Source organism: Marinobacter manganoxydans MnI7-9, from assembly GCF_000235625.1.
Taxonomy (GTDB): domain Bacteria; phylum Pseudomonadota; class Gammaproteobacteria; order Pseudomonadales; family Oleiphilaceae; genus Marinobacter; species Marinobacter manganoxydans.
Genome location: NZ_AGTR01000081.1, coordinates 18515 through 35573, shown reverse-complemented (window position 1 = coordinate 35573; position 17059 = coordinate 18515). Strand labels below are relative to the sequence as shown.

Here is a 17059-nt window from a genome sequence, read left to right as displayed (position 1 = left end):
GGATTCACCGGCGAATCTGGATCCGGACCGCCGGTCGGCGCCTGGCCTTTTCCGGGGTCACGAAGGAATTCCAGCCCAGCCGCACATCTTCTCCCAGCTCCATGGGACGGATGTCTTTCGGACGCATTTGAAGCTCCAGGTCGTACGCCAGCTGCTCCCGTGTGGTGAACTCAACGAGCTTGACCAGGCGTTGGTGGTCCTGGCCATTAGGCAGGAAATCCGCAAAGCGCTGTCGGCTGAGATTTCGCAACCGGAGCACGAATTTACCACTGCGATCCCGAATGGCCGATCCCACCAGTGTGTCGCTGCCCAGACAGGCGTTAGCCTGGCCTAGTCGGGTCTGCTGATCATCGGCGATGGCCACCTTGCGCAGGACCCACTGTTCAATACTGACATCATCCAGATCGAAGCAATGGGCAACGATGCCGCTCACCACCTCAGGCGACCGGCTACGACCGGCCATCAGGCCGGAATAGGCCAGCATCTTGGACCAGTTCACCGGTGTCGCCTCCCGCAACCGGCTGTCGCCCAGACCTATCAGGGCAAAGATCAGCTCTGAAAAGCCGTCCGAGGCACCGGGTTGAAACCGAACGTAGTAGCGATACTTGCGCCATGCCCGGTGGAACAGCGTGACCAGGCGATGATTGAAAAAATCAAGAAAATGCCGCCGGATGCCCAGATTCTGCCCCGCTTCCCAGGCCAGGTCTTCAAGGTAATAGCCCGGCAATGGCGACTGGGAGCCGTGCAACCCCAGAAAGCTGACTTCCATCTGATACGGGGCATGCTCGTGCTCCGGCGACAGCGCCGAAACCACATCGCTGCCGGGAAACCCCAACCCTGCGGAAGCAGAAAACCGGATCCGTTCCTGGCGGGGTTGGTCGTCGCTGTTTCGCTCCAGATCATCCCCGTGATGCCGGTGAATCAGGTCCACCAGCTGGAAAAAACTGTATCGCCGCGCATTGCCCAGAACGGGTTGCAGCTCGGCTACATCAGCGGCTGCTGACCTTGCTGTAACGTCCATGTGTACCGTTCCTGATTATCGGTGTTCACCACTTCCAGTTGGTGAAATGCGTTGATACTGGCGTAAAGAGCAAAGAACTGGCTGAGAACCGTGCCGAACAGGTAAAGATCACCTTCCGATGCAAAGGCCTGCTGGTCCAGTTTCAGTACCGAGCGGATCCCGCGCACCGGCAGGCCCTTGACCATCCGGTCAACCGGGGATGTCTCGATACCGGTAATACCGGCCAGACGCTTCTGGGACACCCGCTCCGCCTGACGGTCCACCAGGGCCCGGAAATCATAGACCCGCAGCACCGTGCGCAGGGCATCCACGTCCAGCATGGACAGGTAATTGAGTGACAGATTCGAGATCAGCGTCCACAACAGGCTGCCATCCAGGGTTGGCCGCAGGGTCGCGGTGGGCCGGGTAATGTTGCTGAAGGTGGCAAACGCCGGCGTGCTCTCGGTCGCCATGCAGATTTCGCCTACCGCCAGCTGGCTGGGCAAGTGGCGGTTGGTGCAGGTGAGGGTCAGGGAAACCGCTTCCTGCCGACTCAGGCACTCCGACTCGTCGCCCCGGACAAACGACATATAATGATCAAAGCCGTCCCCGCGCACGCTGTCCCGGGCCCGGACTCGATAGTACAGGGCGGTCCGTCCTCGATCCCGTTCCACCTCATGCTGGAAACTCTCAAAGGGCATGTAGATGCGGGGCTCACCGCGCCCGGACCGTCCCTCCAGCCAGCCTTCCACCTGCTCAATGCTGAACACCTCGTAGTGATCCGGCGAGCGGCTGGAAGGCGAAATCCGGTATTCGGTCTGGCGGCCGTTCAGGTCCACCGGCTCACCTTCGTGGGTAAACAGGTTCACCGCCGGGGCACAATAGAGCTGGAAATTGTCCTCCCGCACTTTTGCATCCGGTGGCAATATCCGACTGAAATGGAAACGCAGGCTTATTTCGTCGGCCTGCAGCGCTGGCAGCCGACGCCCGAGTCCGAGAATATCCACAAAACGGAAGGCCTCCGGGAAACTGAGATACTCCTGCAGAATGCGGTAACCGGGGTAGGCGTTCTTGGGATACGGCAACAGGGCCTCTTCGTTGCCAAAACCGACCGGCCGCAAAAGCGAGGCAGGCAGTCGGTAAACAGCGTCACCCACCACCAGATCGATGCGTTCCAGATAGTGGTTCAACCAGAGAAAAAGGGTTTCGGCGATATGACTCTCGCCGCCCAGATAAAAGCGCAGGCTGTCCATGCCCAGTGACGACAGGGGCTGATCGGTGTGCAGTGCCAGGTCCACGGTCACTGAGGACACTTCCCGTGAGTGCTCTGCATGGGCCGCGGCAACGCTCACAGGAAATACATCCACCGCCCGGCATGTGCGGAACCGACACTGGGTCTGGCGATTCGCATCGCCCAGGGGACGGCTCTTGATCTCGGTATGACGCTCTACCCTCTGGCGTTCACTGATTGCATGCAACTGCGGATCAAAGCGCATGATCGTGCAACTGGGTACCGGCCGCAGATAATTCGGCCACAACATGTTCAGCAGCGAGTGGGTAATCTCCGGGAACTCGTCCTCGACCTTTTCCCGGAGCTTTCCGGTCAGGAAAGCAAAACCTTCCAGCAGCCGTTCAACATCTGGATCGGTGCTCTGCTCGGACAGAAACCGTGTCAACTGCGGATGGGCATCCGCGAATTCCCGGCCCTGAAGCCTGAGAAAACTCAACTCGTCCCTGTAGAACCGATTTAACTTCATACAACTACCGCATCCTTGGGAGTATGAGACGGTCGGTACACTTTTCTTCCGGGAAAAAACAACTCGCTGCGCTCAGACATTTTTTCCCTGCAGAAAAGCATCCCCACCGTCTCTCGCTATCCTTGGTGTTTGCTTATCCGTTTCGTTACACCACCTGGTAGTAACGTTTGTCATCCAATACTAAATCTATGGTCGTTTTGTCGTCATTTGCGCCGACATTCAGGTACACGGTCACCTGAAACCGCAACTGCAGCGGATCGGGTCCCTGGGGCAGATTAACCACATCCACCCGCTTCACCCTGGGTTCGAACTTCTCGATGCACTGCCGGATCGCGCCACGGATCTGGACGCTCAGATCGTGGGTGCCGAGCGTGGCGTCGTTGAAGTCCAGCAGGCCCAGATCCGGCACGCTGGCGCTGTTGCCCGGGTGGGCGTTCAGCAGCCGAACCAGATGGCGCTTGATGGATTCAACAACGTGGGTGACTTCTCCCATACTCTGGCCGGCCGGTTCGGCAGCCTGCTCCAGTCTCTCGAACAGGCTGCCGCTGCCGGCCTGCGATCCGTCGCTGGCCGGGTGCTGGAACACGGATTAATCCTTGTCCAGCCGGCCAACCAGTGACAGTTCGAAGTTGGCACCCATGTACTTGAAGTGGGGCCGAACCGCCAGGGACACCTGGTACCAGCCCGGATCGCCTTCCACGTCAGAAACGGTGACCTGTGCCGCGCGCAGGGGGCGACGGCTGCGGACTTCGGCGGGGGGGTTTTCCTGGTCGGCCACGTACTGGCGAATCCAGGTGTTCAGCTCCCGCTCCAGGTCCTGGCGCTCTTTCCATGAGCCGATCTGTTCCCGCTGCAGGACCTTGATGTAGTGGGCCAGGCGGTTAACGATCATCATGTAAGGCAGCTGGGTACCCAGCTTGTAGTTGGTTTCCGCTTCCTTGCCTTCCTTGGTGTTGGGGAACTGCTTGGGTTTCTGCACCGAGTTGGCGGAGAAGAAGGCCGCGTTATCGCTGCCCTTGCGCATGGTCAGGGCAATGAAGCCTTCGTCGGCCATTTCGTATTCGCGACGATCGGTAATCAGCACTTCGGTCGGGATCTTGGCTTCCAGTTGACCGAAGGATTCGAACAGGTGCACCGGCAGGTCCTCGACTGCGCCACCGCTTTGGGGACCGATGATGTTCGGGCACCAGCGGTACTTGGCGAAGCTTTCGGTAAGGCGGGTGGCCAGCAGGTAGGCTGTGTTGCCCCACAGGTAATGCTCGTGGTCCGCCGATACGTCTTCCTTGTAGTTGAAGCTGCGCACCGGGTTTTCGGTGGGATCGTAAGGTACCCGCAGCAGGAAGCGCGGTGAAGTGAGGCCCAGATAGCGGGCGTCTTCGGATTCACGCAGGGAGCGCCATTTAGCGTATTTCGGGCCTTCGAAAACGGCCTTCAGTTCCTTGATGGCGGGTAGTTCCTGGTAGCTGTCGACGCCAAAGAACGACGGTGCCACTGAGGACAGAAACGGAGCATGGGCCATCGCTCCGACCGACGATACGTACTGCAGCAACTTCATGTCGGGTGTGGACGGGGTAAAGGCGTAGTTGCCAACAACCGCGCCGACCGGTTCACCACCGAACTGGCCATATTCCGTGGAATAGATGTGCTTGTAGAACCCGGTCTGGGTAACGTCCGGCGCGAACTCGAAGTCTTCCAGCAGCTCGGTCTTGGTGGCGTGGAGGATATCCACCTTGATGTTCTCACGGAAATCGGTGCGGTCCACCATGAGTTTCAGGCCGCGCCATGAAGATTCCAGCTCCTGCAGCTTGGGCGCGTGCAGGATTTCATCCATCTGGGCGCTGATCTTTCGATCCAGCTCCACCACCATCTGGTCCACCAGGGCCTTGTTGACCGGCTGGCCTTTTTCGTCGCTTTTCAGCAGGTTGGCAATAAACGTTGCCACGCCCTTGCGAGCAACATCGTAACCCTCATCCGCCGGCGCCATGCGGCTGTTGGCCATGACCTGGTCGAGGAGAGAGCCTTCAGTGACGGATTCGGAGGCAGCAGATTGCTGCACAGCAGTATCAGACATACCACATCCTTTTAGTACGTTTTGAATTCAGTCGGAAATTATGAGCGGGTGTTCCCTTACTCGTTGCTGTCTGTGGCCAGTTCCAGTTCGGCCAGCAGCTTGTCCCGGGCGTCGTCGTTGTCCAGCAGTTCCTGAAGCTTGGAACGGAACGACGGTACGTTACCCAATGGGCCTTTCAGGGCCACCAGGGCTTCCCGCAGTTCAATCAGCTTGTTCAGCTCCGGAACCTGACGGGCAACGCTGTCGGGAGAGAAGTCATCAAGGGTCTGGAATTCCAGGTTTACCGGCAGTTCGTCGGCTTCCTCATCCAGCTTGTTGGTCACGGTGGTGGAAAGGGTCAGGCCGGCTTCCTTCATGACCGAACGGAAGTTGTTCTTGTCGACGGAAATGGCCTTGCGATCTTCGATGGGGGTTTCTTCGGCGTGTCCCTTGAAATCACCAACCACGAACATCTTCAGCGGCAACTCGGTTTCTGCCTGCTGATCTCCGGTGGCGGGGACGTACTTGATATTGATGCGCTCTTTAGGCGCGACGGAACCGTCTTTTGAAGACATGCGCTTGCTCCCTGTGCAAATCATTTGCAATTGTTCAATCCCTTGTACGCACCCTCCTGGCGCGCAACGATCAAAACTCTACACAGATCACTTGCCAGGCTCAAGCAAAAACTGGCCAACTTTGTTCGCGAATGTGCGGCCGGGCAAGCTTTTGCCAGAATACGCGGGATCTCCAATCTGTCATCACTCATACGAAAATTCAGTCAATGACGGCATTGTTGGCTGTGGCTATACTCGCCCAACGAGCAGGATCAACACGAAACCATAAGGAGATCAACATGAGTGACCTGAAAACCCGCTTCGACGAAGCCGTGAATTACATCCAGACTGCCGAGGGCGACTTCAAACCGTCCAACGAGATGAAACTGGAGTTCTATGCGCTCTATAAGCAGGCCACCGAGGGAGATGTGTCCGGCAAGCGCCCGGGCATGATGGATTTTGTCGGCCGCGCCAAGTTTGATGCCTGGGAAAAGGCTAAGGGCATGTCCAGCGATGAGGCCATGCAGAAGTACATAGACAAGCTTGAAGCCCTGAAATAACTGGTGTTCCAGCCCAGACTCTGGTCGAAAAATGACCAGAGTCAATCTTCCTGAATAAAGCTTTGCGCTCGTAAATGAGCTGTCATAAGATGCGCGCAAAATAACAATACCAATTCACCAGGAAGAGTTATTTATGGACATCACGGAAGCGCTGGAACAGTCCCAGCCAGGCTTGGTGGCACGGGTCAAGGACGCCATCCACGAACAAAAGCTCAATCAACGCTCTGAGCAAACCTACCTGCACTGGATCACACGGTTCGTGCTGTTTAGCGACATGAAAGATCCGGATGCGCTGGCCAATGAAGACCGCCGGCTGTTTCTGGAATACCTGAACGATCGCATGCGGGTATCCCGGGCGCGTTTCAATCAGGCCAGTCAGGCCCTGGCATTTTTCTATGAAGATGTACTTGGTAAAACGCCCGCCGGAGACAACGGCTGCGCCGCAGCCTGATAGCCTGTCTCAACGCTCATTCATATTGATGTTAAGCGCATCGTAAGTGCGGTTCTCGGGTGGGCGGATCACGTAGTTGTTGCTGTGGGTCTGCCCGGGAATGGATTTCGGATTGCTGAACCGGAACTCCACCGGAATCTGTGATCGGCCGAGGTCCGTGCGGTTATCTCCGGGTCGAAGCCCGAGGGGATCCAGGTAGAAGTCGTCTTCAACCCGGGGTTTGAGCGGTACACCCGCAGCCGGTGCCGCAAGGCCACCCTCGATAACGGTATTGGCCAGCGTCTCTTCCTCCATGGAATTCAGCTGGATGGTGTGGATGGTTGAGCGTTCTTCGTACTGGAAAGCACTGTCCTGCGCATCGCTCTGCGCAAAGGCCGCACCGGCAGAAAATGCCGCAGCCAAGACAAGCACCGTGATTACCCTGCTCTGAACGTTCCCCGCTTCTCCACGCATACCCATGGCATTTACCCCGGCAGACGATCCTGTCTGCGACCAGTTGTGACAAATTTTGATCAGTTTATCGACAAATCACACAACCTGCCCGGGCACTCGCCAATTTTGTGACATCATTCACTTGTCGTCGGATGGCGCCTCGTAGCGAATTCCTACGACAAAGACCGACTTCCAACCTTCCGGCGTGCGAACGCTCACTTCGTCGTCAAGGCGTTTGCCGATCAGGGCCCGGGCGAGCGGTGAGTTGATGCTGAGGTAGCCTTTGTTCAGATCAAACTCGTCCGCGCCGACCAGCCGATAGGTCTGCTCATCACCGTCCTCGTCTTCCACCGTCACCCAGGCGCCAAAAAACACCTTGTCCCGGTCATCCGGCAAACGGTCAACCACGGTAAGCTCTTCCAGGCGTTTGCTGAGGAAACGCACCCGCCGGTCGATTTCCCGTAACTGCTTCTTGCCGTAGATGTACTCGGCATTCTCGGACCGATCGCCAAGGGCGGCGGCTTCACGCACGGCCTGGGTGACTTTCGGGCGCTTTACCTTCCAGAGATACTGCAATTCATCACGCAAGGCCCGCTCGCCTTCCGGCGTGATGTATCGCGGGCGGGGGCCGCCATTACCGGGAACCTGGGTCATTGGTTTTGCAACGTCCTCTGCCAGATGGGAATCAGAAATGGGAAGGGCATAAAAAAACCCCGTAAAAACGGGGTAAGGCTAGCGCTGTGCTGGAGGGAGAAGCAAGCAACAAATCGTGCAGGCTTCCAAAGCTACAGTTTCCATTATGCACAGCCTGGATTACACCGGAGTGGCCGAGGAATTACCTTTTGGTCAGGGAATATGAAGACCCGCGAAGTCGGAATTAGGTTGCACACTCTAGGTCCTGAGCATAGCGTTAGCGTCATACAGATTTTTACCGCTTCCATTCACGGAGATACCAATATGAACACTCAGACCCTGCTGAACTTGGCGCTTAATGGCGTGGATGCCATAGGCTACCGGCTGGACCAGTACGGGATTACCGGCAAGATCAACCGCCACAACATTGCGGCTTTTCTGGCGGTAGAGCAGAAGCACCTGGAAGGTGAATGGGACAGCATTCAGGTACGCGTGAACCGTCGCCGCTCCCAGGTTGAAAGGATTACTCACGAAATCGAGTCGCGCAGAGATGCATTGGTTGCCCCGGTGCTGTCGAGGATCAACCGGTTTCGCGCCAGTCAGTGAGTATTTACGCCGGTTGATTGAGAGGCGGCCCGGGTTTCCCCGGCCGCTGAATCTGCCGGCTGTTCCGCCTGGGCCGCGCGAATGCGTTTGCGGGCTTCGGTGTAGGCGGGAATCTTCACCGCCACGGTAAGCCCCGGCGGTTCTTCCCCGGGATGGGTATCACTGAGGACAATCTGGCCCTGGTGAATCTCTGCAACAGCGCTCACAAGGCTCAGGCCCAGACCATTACCCGGTAAAGAACGGCTCTTGCCTACCCGGTAAAACCGCTGGAAGACCTGGTCTTTCTCGGCATCGGGAATACCGATTCCACTGTCCCGGACTTCAAACACCGCATCGGCACCCTCGCGCCGAACAGATACGCCTATAACGCCATGCTCCGGCGTATATTTGATAGCGTTATCAATCAGGTTGCTGACCATCTGGAACAGAAGGTCGCGGTCGCCCTCGATCATCACTCCGCTTTCCAGGCCCTGCTCGAACGACTGGTCCTTATCCTCAGCCAAGGCCTCATAGAGCTCACAGGCATCGGTGACCAACTCATCCAGCGGCACAGGTTTCATGTCGGCGGTATTACCACGGGTTTCCAGGCGGGCGATGCGCAACAATGCGTTGAAGGTGGCCAGCAGCTGATCGGCCTCCGCCACGGCGCGGCCGGCCTGCTCCCTCGCCTCGTCGTTATCCACCGACATCAGCGTGTTTTCAAGCTGGTTGCGGAGTCGGGTCAGGGGCGTGCGCAAATCGTGGGCGATACTGTCGGAAACGTGCCGGATGCCTTCCATCAGGTACACAATCCGGTCCAGCATCTGATTGAGGTTTTCCGCCAGCTGGTCGAAATCATCGTCGGTGCCACGGGTTGGTATCCGCAGGGAAAGGTGGCCGTTCATGATCCGACGTGATGTGTTGTTGATAACCTCGATACGCCGGGTCGTACTGCGGCTCATCAGGAAACCACCAAGCAGTGCAAGGGCAAGGGTGATTCCCATGCCCCAGTTGATGGCGGTTTCAATCACCCGCTTGAGGTTGGTGAGTTCGTCGACATCCCGTCCGACCAGCAGGCGCAAACCACCCTGAACCTCAAAGATCCGGGCACGGGCGAGGCGTTCAACCCCGGTCCAGCCGACGGATTCGTTCAGGGTGAAGTTGATCCAGCCGCTCTCTGACCGGCTGCCTTCCGGCCAGGTCTCTATATTGCCGGCCAGCTTCAGGAAGTCGTCGGTGGTCAGCAGATAGATAGATTTGGCGTTGGGGTCGCGGGCAACACGCTCACGGATGATGGTGATGAGGCCATTCACGCCTCGGCCACGATACTGCTCCGCCAGACCGGCGATTTCCGCTTCAATGGTTTCGTCGGTCTGGGCGGTCATGAAGCCCGCCGTACGCCAGTAGATAAAGGCCAGTAACAGAAATACCGAGGTGGCAAACACCACCATGTACAGCAGGGCTAGCTGGAAGGACGAGGTCCTGAGCTGGCTAAGCAGTTTCACGTAACATGTACCCTGCACCCCGGATGGTCTGCAGTAAGGGTGTATCGAATTCCTTATCGATCTTGGCTCGCAGCCGGCTGATGTGTACGTCGATGACGTTGGTCTGGGGATCGAAATGGTAATCCCAGACTTTCTCCAGCAACATGGTCCGGGTGACCACCTGGCCGGCATTACGCATCAGGTACTCCAGCAGACGGAACTCCCGCGGCTGGACATCAATATTCTGGCCGGCCCGCTTTACCGTGCGTGCAAGCAGATCCATTTCGAGATCGGCGACCCGCAGTACGGTCTCGGTTTCCGCCGACTGCCGATTTCTGCGCACCAGGGATTCGATACGGGCCAACAATTCGGTGAATGAAAACGGCTTGGTGAGGTAGTCATCGCCGCCGCCACGCAAACCTTCCACGCGGTCGTCCACATCACCCAGGGCGCTGAGAATCAGAACCGGCACCTGGTTTCCGGTCGCACGCACGGTTTTGATAATGGACAGACCGTCCATTCCCGGCAGCATGCGATCTACAATCATGATGTCGTAATCCTCGCTGGCCGCCATCATCATGCCTTCCTTGCCATCGGCTGCATGGTCGACCACGAAGTCGGATTCCTTCAGCCCTTTGACAAGATAATTTGCAACGTCCTGATCGTCTTCGATTACCAGCGCTTTCACCGGCTCTCCTCCCGATAGCGGATTACAGTAACGACAAGGGTACGAAGAAGTTGGCAACCCGGCCAGTTACGATCTTGTAAGAGGGTGTCGCCAATGGCGACGGTCAGGCTTTCCCCGGAAACCAGCCTAGACTGTCACCGGTTGCCCCGGTAGGCCGGTATTCCGCGCTTACCCAGCCGTCATATCCCATGGCATCGATGGCCGCAAAAACATTCGAAAAGTTAATCTCCCCCGTGCCGGGTTCATGTCGCCCCGGGTTGTCCGCAAACTGAATGTGGCCGATCCAGGGCAAAAGACACTCCATGGAGCGCACCAGATCCCCTTCCATGATTTGCATATGGTAAAGGTCGTACTGCAGGCGCACGTTGTCCGCGTCGATTTCCTCGATCAGTGCGAGCACCTTGCCGGAGGTATCCAGTACGAAGCCTGGCATATCCACGCGCGAGTTAATGGCTTCCAGGCACAGGGTGATACCCTCGTCAGCCAGCCTGCCCGCTGCCCAGGCGACATTACTCACCAACGTCTGCCAGGCAATGTCATCGGAAACGTTCGCCGGCTTCAGCCCCGCAAGGCAGTTCAGCTGCCGGCAGCCAAGGGCTTTGGCATAGTCGATCGCCTGATCCACGCCGGCCTGGAACTCCTCAACCCGGTCCGGCAGGCAGGCGATGCCCCGTTCACCGGCGTCCCAGTTACCGGGCGGCAGATTGAACAGCACCTGAGTCAGCTGATTATCGCTCAGCATCTGGCCGAGTCGCTCTTTGGGGTAGGCATAGGGGAACAGGTATTCCACGCCCTCAAAACCCGCGGCCCGGGCCATGGCAAAGCGCTCGGGAAAGTCCACTTCCGTGAACAGCATGGACAGATTGGCAGCAAAACGGGGCATGGCGTGTTTACTCCTTCGGTCCGCGGCCAAGGGAGCCAAGCAGGGCACCGTTCAGATGCTCCAGCTCCAGCAACAGGCCACTGTGGTCGACATCACTGTGGCCATTGGCCACCAGCGACAGGTATTCATTGTGCGTCTGTTGAGCCAGGGGCAGGGTCAACCCTTCCGCACGGGCCTCATCCAGAATCATCCGCATGTCCTTTAGCTGGATCCGAGCCGGCGCGCCGGGTGCAAATTCCCGGTCGATCATCCGCTGGCCATGGAGCTCCAGAATCCGGCTACCGGCAAACCCGCCCAGCAACGCTTCCCGCACAGCGGCAGGATCGGCACCGCCTTTCGCCGCCAGCAAAAGCGCCTCGGACACAGCACCAATGGTGATACCAACAATAGCCTGATTGGCCAGCTTCGCCAGTTGCCCCGCGCCAACAGGACCAATCCGCGTGCACTTGCCGAGCGCCTCGAACACCGGCCGGGCGCGATCCACATCCGCTTCCGAGCCACCCGCCATGATACTCAGGCGGGCTTCAGCCGCGCCCACAGTCCCCCCGGACACCGGCGCATCCACATACCCAGCGCCCTGCTCTGCAACCAACTCGCCATGCCGCCGGGCCACGGAAGGTTGAATTGAGCTCATATCAATCACCAGCGCGCCCGGCTTCAGGGCATCAATCGCGCCTTGGGCGACCAGCACCTGCTCCACCACATTGCTGTTCTCCAGCATGGTGATCACCACATCGGCATTGGCAACCGCCTCCGCCGGGGATTTGGCAATGGTTGCTTCAGAAGCAAAGGGCTCGCACTTGCTGGCCGTTCTGTTCCAAAGGGTCATCGGAAAGCCCGCGTTCAGGAGGTTACGGGTCATGGGCGCGCCCATCAGGCCGATGCCAAGAAATGCGATATTAGGGAGCTTATCAGTCATTTTTCAGGCCTTTGCACAAAGGTTCGAGAAGGGATTGGGTGGGCCTTTCCAAAACCGTGCGGAGCCATGGATGGCGGAGCCGAGCGTACATGGACGTATTCACAGCGTGTTTTGGAAAGGCCCACCCAATCGCTTCTGCCCCCAAGGTAAAGTTTCCGATTATACAAACAAAAACGCCACCAACCGGAACCGGTGGTGGCGTTTTTTACGACTCAGGTACTCAGTGGCTAGCCAATAACTCAGGCCACCTCTGACATCTGCATGCGAATCTTCTTCATCGCATTCTTCTCTAGCTGCCGTATACGCTCGGCCGAGACGCCGTACCTGTCGGCCAGCTCGTGCAGGGTCGACTTGCTTTCAGACAACCAGCGCTCCCGGAGAATATCCTGGCTGCGCTCATCCAATTGCCCCAGAGCCTGCATCAGCCGGCCATTGGAATCGTCCGACCAATCCGCGTTCTCAAGCTGGGTCGCCGGGTTGCTGCGAGCGTCTTCCAGATAGTACGCAGGCGCCTGATAGGCGTTGTCGTCATCGTCGTCCTGAGGACCGTCAAAGGCGGTATCCTGAGACGCCAGCCGGCCTTCCATTTCGCGGACAACCCTGGGCTCGACACCCAGATCCTCGGCAACAGCGTTCAGCTCATCATGGCTGAGCCACGCAAGCTTCTTCTTCTGGCTGCGAAGGTTAAAGAACAGCTTACGCTGGGCCTTGGTGGTGGCCACTTTAACAATCCGCCAGTTACGCAGGATAAACTCGTGAATCTCTGCCTTGATCCAGTGCACCGCAAAAGACACCAGCCGCACACCGTACTCAGGATTGAAGCGCTTGACCGCCTTCATCAGGCCAACGTTGCCTTCCTGGATCAAATCCGCCTGAGCGAGGCCATAGCCGGAATAGCTCCGGGCAATGTGAATCACGAAGCGCAGGTGGGACATAACCAGCTGACGGGCGGCTTCCACATCGCCCTCGTAATGGAGCCGTTCAGCCAGCTCCCGCTCTTCGTCAACTGTGAGCACCGGGATGCGGCTCGCAGCCTGAATATAAGACTCGAGATTCTGACCCGGAACCAATCTGTCAACCAGTTGTAAACTCGTACCCATGCTCTAACCTCCGAACCCAACGGCCCTAAATATATCAATTACCCTTTAGACCGCCAAGAACCCTGAAAGTTCCCGAAATTCCCAGTAAAACGTTATAAAACAACTATCTGGGAAATTCACCGTGGCTTTACTATCTAACAACTTACGCCAATAGAAGCTGTCTCTTCAATACGGTTTTCCCGTTATTCGGATCATGCTCCTCCGGCAATATCACCCGGCTCCATGTCATCCAGATGACGCTTCACGGCCACCCAAGCGCCTAGCCAGCCTAGCAGCATCGAAACAATTATCAACGCCAGGGCGCCATCAATGTGCAGCCCATCCAGGGAAAAGTCGCTCCTGTACAGGCCTGCCAGCCGCTCTATGGGCCCGCTGAGCCACCAAAGTGACAATTGCAGTAATATCAGGGCAACAATCCCACCACCGAGCCCGAACCAGGCGCCGGTGTACAGAAAGGGCCTGCGAACGAAGCTGTCTGTTCCGCCCACCAGCTTCGCAACCAGAATCTCGTCCCGACGGCTCTCGATTGAAAGCCGTACGGTATTGCCGATCACCAGCACAACCGCCGCCGCAAGCAGGATCGCCAACGCCCAGACAGCACGGGCAAGAAGATCCGTCATGGCGTTCAGCCGCTGCAACCAGCCCAGGTCTACCTGAACCCGCTCTATGCCTTCCATGCCCTCGATAAACCGCACCAACCCCTCAACACCCTCAGTGGACCGGGCGCCCTCTTCCGGGGTAATCAGCAGGGTATGTGGCAGCGGATTATCCTCGAGATAGTCCAGAGCATCTTCCAGGCCCGATGAAGCGCGGAACTCCGCAAGCGCCTGGTCGCGATCCACCAGCTCAACACCTGCCACCCGGCCGTCTCCGGAAATCTCGTTACCCAGCACTCGGGCTCGTTCGAGAGGCACATCCAACTCGATATAGGCGGTCACCCGGGCGCTGCTCTCCCAGCCTGCGCTGACTCCCTGAAGACTGGTCAGCAGCAACAGCAATGCCACTGGCAGCGCCAGGGCAACCCCCATGACCGTCCACGTCATCAGACTCGCCACCGGTGTATGCAAAAGGCGGTTGGCACTGTCCCTGGCGACCTTGCGGTGATGGATGAAATAACTTTCTGCCTGCTCACGCCAGGGCGCGCGAGCCTGGTTGGCGCCGCGGGTAGGCTGTGCTTTCTTGCGGGGATCAGCGGCCATGGACACCTCCCCCGAGAACTGGCGTGCCGCCGGCCACCAGACGGCCATGATCCAGCTTCAGCGTTCGACGCCCCATCTCGTTGATCAGGGCGATGTCGTGGGTTGCGATCAACACGGTCACACCCACTTGGCTGAACTGCCCGAACAGATTCATGATGTCCGCAGACAGAGCCGGGTCCAGGTTACCCGTGGGCTCATCCGCCAGCAGCACCGGGGGTTTGTTCACCACCGCCCGGGCAATACCCACGCGCTGCTGCTCCCCGCCAGAGAGCTGCATCGGGTTCATTTTTTCCTTCTGCAGCAAACCCACCTTGTCCAGGGCCGCGCGCACGCGGCGACCCGTATCTCTGGGGGAGGCGCCCATGACTTCCAGTGGCATGGCGACGTTGTCGAACACCGTGCGATCAAACAACAGTTGGTGGTTCTGGAAGACCACGCCAATGTGACGACGAATGTAGGGAATCTGGCGTCGGGGCAAACGGTTCAGAACCTGCCCCCCAACCACCACTTCACCGGCACTGGGGCGCTCCATCACCATGATCAGCTTCAGAAGGGTACTCTTGCCGGCGCCGGAATGGCCGGTCAGGAACGCCAGCTCGCCGCGTTCCAGGCCAAAATTGACCTGTCGCAGAGCGGTGTGATCACTGTCGTAACGCTTGGTGACCTGGCGAAACTCAATCATGGGCGGCTTCCGCGCGGCTGGATTCCGGGCTATTCGTCAAACAGGGCGTCCACAAAGGTTTCGGCATCAAAACTGCGCAGGTCGTCCACCTGCTCGCCGACACCAATAAACCGGATGGGCAACTGCAACTGACGGGCGATGGCAAACACGATACCGCCTTTGGCCGTGCCGTCCAGTTTCGTTAACGTAATGCCACTGACGCCGACGGCCTGCTGGAACACCTGCGCCTGGCTCAGGGCGTTCTGGCCGGTGCCTGCATCCAGCACCAGCATGACCTCGTGGGGTGCGGATTCGTCCAGCTTCTTCATAACCCGGACCACCTTTTCCAGCTCCTGCATCAGGTTGTCCTTGTTCTGCAGGCGGCCGGCAGTATCGGCAATCACCACATCAACACCACGGGACTTGGCCGACTGGATGGCATCGAAAATCACCGAGGCACTGTCAGCGCCGGTGTGTTGCGCCACCACCGGAACCTTGTTGCGCTCGCCCCAGACCTGCAGCTGCTCAACCGCAGCGGCACGGAAGGTATCGCCGGCGGCCAGCATGACCGATTTTCCTTCGTTCTGGAATTTCTTGGTGAGCTTGCCGATGGTGGTGGTCTTGCCCACCCCATTTACGCCCACCATGAGAATCACGTAAGGCGTCTTGCCGGAGTCGATCTGCAGTGGCTTGGTGACATCCTTCAGCAGACCATGCAGTTCATCCCTCAGAGCCTTACGCAGGGCCTCGCCGTCTTTGAGCTGATTGCGCTCAAGTTTGTCGGTGAGTGAGTCGATGATTTCAGAAGTGGCGGTTACGCCGACGTCTGCCATCAGCAGCGTAGTCTCGATTTCCTCCAGCAGTTCCTCATCGATTTTCTTGCCAAGCGAGAACATGTCGGACAAGCCACCGGTCAGGCTTGCCCGGGTTTTGCCCAACCCCTTTTTGATGCGCTCGAAAACGCTGACCTGAGGCTCCGGTTCCGGTGCTTTCTGCGGTTCTTCCGCGGGCTCGGGCTCTGGGGTCGGTTCCGGCTCAGCCACCGGCTCTGGTTGTGGCTCTGCGGCAGGCGCTTCAATCTCGCCCTCTTCCGGCTCTGGTGCCGGCCCTTTGGAAACCTCGGGCTTGCGCTGCGGCACCGGCTTGGGGCGTGGTGCCCGGCTACGGTTGCCGACGATATCCAGGACAAATACGAGCACAAGAAGGGCCAGGAGGCCGATTGAAATCCACTCTGCCGTCATAAAAATCAATCCATCAGTCTGAATGGGCGGGACAAAGAAAGCCGGTATTCTAGCAGACTGTCCCGGTGAAGTGAGGGTCGCTCCGATTATCGCGACCGTAAACGTTTCCGGTAAGATGCAGGCACATATCCTGAACCGAATATTTCCGTGGAGCGGCGGCTATGGCGCGCAGACAATCCGCAAGCAGGTCTCACCAGACGAGATCCCCAGCCGGTCGCGAGGCGGCTCCGGCTGGCAAAGGCAGCGGCACCGGTGAGCTGCGAATCATTGGCGGCGACTGGCGCAGCCGGAAACTGCGCTTTCCGGACGCCGGTGGCGTTCGACCCACCCCCGCGCGCACCCGGGAAACCCTGTTCAACTGGCTTGCCTTCCACCTTGCCGGCAGTGACTGCCTCGATTTGTTCGCCGGCTCCGGCGCGCTTGGGCTAGAGGCTCTTTCCCGGGGTGCCGGGCAGGCCACCCTCGTGGACCACACGCCAGCTCTGGCCAAAGCACTGCGGGACAACCTCCGGTTGTTGAAATCCGACAACGGCGAAGTGGTGTGTTCGGACGTCGAAAGCTATCTGGCCCAGAGAAACCGGCCGCCATTCGATATCGTGTTCATGGATCCGCCGTTTCGCCAGGGCTGGCTCGAAAAGCTGTTTCCGTTGCTGGAACAACAGGCGTGGATCAAACCCGGCGGCTGGGTTTACATGGAACACGAGAGCGAGCTGCCAACGCCTTCTGTGCCCGTTTCCTGGCAGCTGCACAGGCAAAAGAGTGCGGGACAGGTCACCTACTCCCTGTTCCGGGTTGTTTCCGGGCCAGAATAAAAAAGGGCCAGATGAACGCTTTCATCTGGCCCCGGATTCCCCGCCGAAGC

General features: G+C 58.4%; 19 protein-coding genes. 4 read left to right on the top strand and 15 right to left on the bottom strand.

What is annotated here, in order from left to right; genetic code table 11:
• Nucleotides 1-4 precede the first annotated feature (4 nt).
• From tssG to tssB, 5 genes are all read right to left on the bottom strand, one after another.
• Entirely contained in the window at nucleotides 5-1021 is a 1017-nt protein-coding gene (gene tssG, locus KYE_RS16665) for a type VI secretion system baseplate subunit TssG (RefSeq protein WP_008175716.1), read from the bottom strand.
• Entirely contained in the window at nucleotides 985-2757 is a 1773-nt protein-coding gene (tssF, locus tag KYE_RS16660) for a type VI secretion system baseplate subunit TssF (protein ID WP_008175714.1), read from the bottom strand. The genes tssG and tssF overlap by 37 nt, the downstream gene beginning before the upstream one ends.
• A 145-nt stretch (nucleotides 2758-2902) precedes the next feature.
• Nucleotides 2903-3343, bottom strand: coding sequence for a type VI secretion system baseplate subunit TssE (gene tssE / locus KYE_RS16655; protein ID WP_008175712.1), 441 nt, complete (start codon nucleotides 3341-3343; stop codon nucleotides 2903-2905).
• 3 nt (nucleotides 3344-3346) lie between these two features.
• Nucleotides 3347-4828, bottom strand: coding sequence for a type VI secretion system contractile sheath large subunit (gene tssC / locus KYE_RS16650; RefSeq protein ID WP_008175710.1), 1482 nt, complete (start codon nucleotides 4826-4828; stop codon nucleotides 3347-3349).
• A gap of 56 nt (nucleotides 4829-4884) precedes the next feature.
• Entirely contained in the window at nucleotides 4885-5382 is a 498-nt protein-coding gene (gene tssB / locus KYE_RS16645) for a type VI secretion system contractile sheath small subunit (protein ID WP_008175709.1), read from the bottom strand.
• 278 nt (nucleotides 5383-5660) lie between these two features.
• Between tssB and KYE_RS16640 the strand changes: the two genes are divergently transcribed.
• Both KYE_RS16640 and KYE_RS16635 read left to right on the top strand, forming a co-directional pair.
• Nucleotides 5661-5921, top strand: a complete 261-nt coding sequence (locus tag KYE_RS16640) for an acyl-CoA-binding protein (protein ID WP_008175707.1) — start codon at nucleotides 5661-5663, stop codon at nucleotides 5919-5921.
• Between the two features lie 133 nt (nucleotides 5922-6054).
• Nucleotides 6055-6372: a site-specific integrase gene (locus tag KYE_RS16635; protein WP_008175705.1), complete on the top strand. Its 318-nt coding sequence runs from the start codon at nucleotides 6055-6057 to the stop codon at nucleotides 6370-6372.
• Between the two features lie 9 nt (nucleotides 6373-6381).
• Here the strand turns inward: KYE_RS16635 and KYE_RS16630 are convergent, their stop codons facing one another.
• Both KYE_RS16630 and greB read right to left on the bottom strand, forming a co-directional pair.
• Complete coding sequence (locus tag KYE_RS16630) at nucleotides 6382-6831, bottom strand: hypothetical protein (protein WP_008175703.1); 450 nt, start codon at nucleotides 6829-6831, stop codon at nucleotides 6382-6384.
• Nucleotides 6832-6942: 111 nt separating this feature from the next.
• A complete protein-coding gene (gene greB / locus KYE_RS16625; RefSeq protein ID WP_008175701.1) occupies nucleotides 6943-7458 on the bottom strand; it encodes a transcription elongation factor GreB in 516 nt (171 codons plus the stop codon).
• A gap of 303 nt (nucleotides 7459-7761) precedes the next feature.
• On the opposite strand from greB, the gene KYE_RS16620 reads away from it, so the two are divergent.
• Nucleotides 7762-8043 (top strand): hypothetical protein, encoded by a 282-nt coding sequence (locus KYE_RS16620; protein ID WP_008175698.1) that lies wholly within the window; start codon nucleotides 7762-7764, stop codon nucleotides 8041-8043.
• Here the strand turns inward: KYE_RS16620 and KYE_RS16615 are convergent.
• The 8 genes from KYE_RS16615 to ftsY form a co-directional block, all read right to left on the bottom strand.
• The gene (locus KYE_RS16615) at nucleotides 8037-9527 is read right to left on the bottom strand and encodes a sensor histidine kinase (RefSeq protein ID WP_008175696.1); all 1491 of its coding nucleotides are present in this window, start codon (nucleotides 9525-9527) and stop codon (nucleotides 8037-8039) included. The genes KYE_RS16620 and KYE_RS16615 overlap by 7 nt on opposite strands.
• Nucleotides 9514-10194: a response regulator transcription factor gene (locus KYE_RS16610; RefSeq protein ID WP_008175694.1), complete on the bottom strand. Its 681-nt coding sequence runs from the start codon at nucleotides 10192-10194 to the stop codon at nucleotides 9514-9516. The genes KYE_RS16615 and KYE_RS16610 overlap by 14 nt, the downstream gene beginning before the upstream one ends.
• Nucleotides 10195-10297: 103 nt before the next feature.
• Nucleotides 10298-11077: a hydroxypyruvate isomerase gene (gene hyi, locus KYE_RS16605; protein ID WP_008175692.1), complete on the bottom strand. Its 780-nt coding sequence runs from the start codon at nucleotides 11075-11077 to the stop codon at nucleotides 10298-10300.
• Between the two features lie 7 nt (nucleotides 11078-11084).
• The gene (locus KYE_RS16600; RefSeq protein ID WP_008175690.1) at nucleotides 11085-11996 is read right to left on the bottom strand and encodes an NAD(P)-dependent oxidoreductase; all 912 of its coding nucleotides are present in this window, start codon (nucleotides 11994-11996) and stop codon (nucleotides 11085-11087) included.
• Between the two features lie 239 nt (nucleotides 11997-12235).
• Nucleotides 12236-13096 (bottom strand): RNA polymerase sigma factor RpoH, encoded by an 861-nt coding sequence (gene rpoH, locus KYE_RS16595; protein WP_008175688.1) that lies wholly within the window; start codon nucleotides 13094-13096, stop codon nucleotides 12236-12238.
• Nucleotides 13097-13287: 191 nt separating this feature from the next.
• Entirely contained in the window at nucleotides 13288-14295 is a 1008-nt protein-coding gene (gene ftsX, locus KYE_RS16590; RefSeq protein ID WP_008175686.1) for a permease-like cell division protein FtsX, read from the bottom strand.
• A complete protein-coding gene (ftsE, locus tag KYE_RS16585; RefSeq protein WP_008175683.1) occupies nucleotides 14285-14977 on the bottom strand; it encodes a cell division ATP-binding protein FtsE in 693 nt (230 codons plus the stop codon). The genes ftsX and ftsE overlap by 11 nt, the downstream gene beginning before the upstream one ends.
• A gap of 29 nt (nucleotides 14978-15006) precedes the next feature.
• Nucleotides 15007-16197, bottom strand: coding sequence for a signal recognition particle-docking protein FtsY (ftsY, locus tag KYE_RS16580; RefSeq protein ID WP_008175681.1), 1191 nt, complete (start codon nucleotides 16195-16197; stop codon nucleotides 15007-15009).
• A gap of 161 nt (nucleotides 16198-16358) precedes the next feature.
• On the opposite strand from ftsY, the gene rsmD reads away from it, so the two are divergent.
• Nucleotides 16359-17009, top strand: a complete 651-nt coding sequence (gene rsmD / locus KYE_RS16575) for a 16S rRNA (guanine(966)-N(2))-methyltransferase RsmD (protein ID WP_008175679.1) — start codon at nucleotides 16359-16361, stop codon at nucleotides 17007-17009.
• Nucleotides 17010-17059 lie beyond the last annotated feature (50 nt).